This is a genomic window from Oleiphilus sp. HI0123 (genome assembly GCF_001635315.1).
The window spans coordinates 1-4,165 of sequence record NZ_LWGE01000218.1; the positions used below are offsets into that span (position 1 = coordinate 1).

At 42.3% G+C, this 4,165-nt stretch carries 3 protein-coding genes; 1 reads left to right on the plus strand and 2 read right to left on the minus strand.

The genetic code is table 11. From position 1 onward, the window contains the following. Positions 1-264: hypothetical protein (locus A3761_RS02100; RefSeq protein ID WP_197472738.1), on the minus strand; the 264-nt coding region annotated here is incomplete at its 3' end. A 52-nt stretch (positions 265-316) separates the two neighbouring features. Between A3761_RS02100 and A3761_RS02105 the strand changes: the two genes are divergently transcribed. Beyond that, complete coding sequence (locus tag A3761_RS02105; protein WP_068507188.1) at positions 317-1,576, plus strand: 1-acyl-sn-glycerol-3-phosphate acyltransferase; 1,260 nt, start codon at positions 317-319, stop codon at positions 1,574-1,576. 26 nt (positions 1,577-1,602) lie between these two features. On the opposite strand, the gene A3761_RS02110 is transcribed toward A3761_RS02105, so the two are convergent. Then, positions 1,603-4,165: DUF1631 family protein (locus A3761_RS02110; protein ID WP_156491506.1), on the minus strand; the 2,563-nt coding region annotated here is incomplete at its 5' end.

Sequence of the window (4,165 nt, forward strand, 5' to 3'; positions counted from 1 at the left end):
TAAACCTTCTTCTGCAATTAGTGCCTTAAGCTTTTTATGGGCATTTATAGATTCTGCTTCAAGCGAGTCAAACGAAGCACTCTTTTGATCAAACCATAACTGATAGTCACAAGCGATACACTGACTAAATCTTAAAGCAATATCTGCAACAAGCTCCATATGAATAGATAGCGCAGCCTCCTCACCCAAGACTTTCGCAATACGAGTTTTTACATGCCCCAACAAAGGACGCTTAGCAAACTGAACAAGTAAAAACTTTCTCACAGTTACCTCTGCTCAATATTTAAATTATTAGCTCTTCTATCAGGCCAGTCGAATGTTGTTTTTGGCCGCTGGCAGCATATATGGCCAGAAGCTAGACTTAATTCATTATAATCGGCGCGAAGAAATCGTCATTTTTGTTTATACTCAAACCTCAATCTTCAATTCGTTACGGGTAATCATGTCGCAAAGTCTTAAAGCAGTCTCTTTCAATATAGCATGGCAAGAAAGCTTTAAAGAAATTCAGTGCTATGAGGACAAGCAAGTCAATCAAGTATTGCGCGCACTACTGAGCGATAAAGAACTTATTTCCGTGATCAAGAGCCTATTCAAGTCAGACGAAAATCAAGCGCCGATTCAATTTGAGCGTTTAGCTGATATTCACTCGATTGATGCCTTTCAAGCCTGGGTGGCAGAGTCTATATTCCCCTACATAGAAACAAGCTATGATGATTTGAGCGTTTCCGGTCTTGATGAACTAGACCCTGCGACGCCCTATGTTTTTATCTCGAACCACCGAGACATCGTGATGGATCCACTCATCCTTAATAAAGCGCTAAGGGAATATGGTTTCTCTACCTCAAATTGCGCTATCGGTGACAACCTACTTCAACACCCAGCTGCTAACGACCTTGCCTTACTCAACCGCTGCTTTAAGGTCTTCAGATCTCTGAAGTCTCCTAGAGCAATGCTTAAAGCGATGAAAACACAATCTGAGTACATTCGTTATTTACATTTTACACAGCAAGGTAACGTTTGGATCGCGCAAAAGGAAGGCCGGGCAAAAGACAATATAGACAAAACTAACCCCGCCCTGATAAAAATGCTTATCTTAGCGAAGCCCAAGGAACGACCATTTAGCGATTACATGAACGCATTGAATATTGTACCTGTCTGCTTCTCTTACGAGTGGGATCCTTGTGACATTGACAAAGCTCACGAACTGATAAACTCTGAAAACAACTCAGACTATCAGAAAGACCGGTTTGATGATTTCATCTCTTGTAAGAAAGGCCTGAGCGAAGAAAAGGGTAAAATCCATATCGACTTCGGAAATACACTAAGCATCTCTGAAACACACGACCATAAAGATGTCGCTAACCTTATTGATGAAGGGATTCAGAAAGCCTACCGCCCCTTTCCAGTGAACTACGCCAGTTACAAGCGAATCCACGCGACTCACTCAATTCCTAGCAACTTTTCTAAACAAGAGATTAACCAATCGGCCAAGCGACTGGATGAGAGACTAAAAGACGAAAATATCGAGATCCAAAAGCGAGTTTACACAGCCTACTCACAAGTACTGAATAGCTGAAGTATTCCAAGCACAAAGCCTTATACTTAAGCTAACTCTTCTAATAAACCAGGTTTTTTAATTCCAAAGCCTTGAGAGTGGTCAACACCAATAGTTCTTAGAACATTCAGAATTTCATAGTTTTCTACATATTCAGCAACTGTTTTCATACCCATAAAGTGAGCTAACTCATTAATTGATTTGACCAAAGCCTGGTCACGTTCGTTGTTAGCGATATTGCGGATAAACACACCGTCGATTTTAATAAAATCAACAGGAAGTTTTTGAATGTAAGCATAGGACGAAAGACCTGAACCGAAGTCATCTAGTGAGAACTTACATCCAGTCTGCTTTAGTACCCGTATAAATTCGATCGCATCAGCCAGATTTGTAATGGCTGCAGTTTCAGTAATCTCAAAACAAATCATTTCCGGAGGAATCGTGCTAGCTGCAAACTGCCCTAGTATAAACTCAAGGAATGAATCATCACTTAAAGAGTTGCCAGACAAATTAATTGAGAAGCCATCAGATTTAGCAACAGACTCTTCATGTGTCTCCATCCAACGCAATACGTTCTGTATCACCCAGCGGTCAACCATCGCCATTCGTCCAAAGTGTTCTGCTGCTTCGATCAACATAACAGGCGGCAATACCTGACCATTATCCCTAACACCCAAAAGAATTTCGTAATGAGGCTTGGCATTGGGGTCGGTGGTGATCGGACGAATTTCCTGACAGCGAAGTGTCAGCAATTCATCGAGATCCTGATCAAGCTTTTGAACCCACTCCAACATCTGATCACGCTTGTGCTGGTCTTTGTCTAGCGCTTCATACAGTACAACGCGATTTCGCCCATGCTCTTTAGCAGAGTCGCATGCGACACCCGCTTTTCGCATCAAGGTGTCGTAGGAGTCAATTTCAACTTCAAAATCGGCAACACCAATACTCACCGTCGTATTGATAGCATGGTCTTCCCAAGTAAAGCTTTGCGAACTGACTTCTTTACAAATATTTTCTGCTACATCGTTTGTCGTTTCAAGCGAACAATTGACCAAAATCATACCAAATTCATTACCACCCAAACGCCCGCAAAATGCATCTTCCAGGCCTTGTGCTTTAATGGTCTGAGCAACATGCTTCAATAAAGCATCACCAGCATGATGCCCATAGCTGGTATTGGTTAAATTGAACTTATCGACATCGATATAAATCAAAGTCGCTTTACTTTGATTAGTAACAGCACCGGAAATACTTTGTTCTAAGCCGCGTTCAAATGCCTGACGATTAAGTAAACCTGTCAATACATCACAACTAGACTGGCTAGCAAGTTCTTCGTAAACAGACTGAACCATTTGATGTAAGCCTTGGTCAACCAAGGGCACTTCATCGTTATCAACAAAGCTTGCTTTATTAGCTTTAAACAGTTCGACCAACTTATCCAAAGGCATATCTTCATCTTTCATGCCTTGGCTATCAACAAATACGAACCGGAAAGACTCACTTCCTGACCAGGCGAGGCGCAAGCATCTGGCACGCCCTTGATCATCTTTTATTTCAACCCATTCACCAACTTTCATCGTCACTACGCGCTTATGCCAATGAGAAGCTTGTGGGTCCTGACCCTGATCTGGACGCAGGTCTTTAATCTCTTTTTCAGTTTTCTCGTAAGGCCATTCGTATCGATCAATCTTGACGAGCAGCGGATCAACATCATGGAACAAACAATCTTCCAGTCGCTGCAATACCGTCTCATATCCAACAGGCCCAACAATTGTTAACTCTTTTGTGATTAGTTCTAATATAGAAGGCGCTTCCAACTCCATTTCTAGTTCAACGGCCCATTGGTCACTATCATCAACCTCTTCACCCAACCACGATAAAAGTACATCTACAACATTTAATGCTTCGGTATAGCCTTCACTTGTTTCGCCATCGCGAACAGCGACTAAGGCCAAATGCTCACGCCACCCGGCTTTATCAAGAAGCTCCATCAGTACAACCGGAACTGACTGTCCCTGCAAAAGTTCATTAAGGTCTGTTACAACTTTATGACGAGCACTTGCTACCTTCTGCTTTCCCTCATAGGCCCGAGCAATGCGATCCGAATTACGTTTTTGCGCGATTGCTTGGCGTTCTAATAAATCATCTAGCTCTTTTACAACTTTTTCTATCGCTTGATCATCATGGTCAAAGTCACTTACAACCTTACCGATATAGCGATCCAAAACTTTCTCTAGTCGTTTCTTATCAGACTTCTCGCTCGCTGAAAGCTTGGCTAGTTTATTCAACAATTGACGCGCTGGATGCGAAGCATTAGAGAAGAAAGTTTTATCTCGAAGAACTACCTTAAGAATAGTGAGTTTAAGTTTTTCTAACCAACGCTCGAGCAAACCACTGACACCGATTTTCTCGACAATGACTTCGAAAAAGCGATCCGTCACATCGATTAGCTCGGATTCTTGCTGGCCAATATTCTTGGCACCGCCCGGCATTTCACTTAGACCACTTTCAATCCAAGTACGTAACTTCTTACGTTCGATTAGCTCGGTATCATCTCTAACTTGCTGTAATTGGCTAATTGCACCAACTAACTGAGCAGGCGCGTATTGA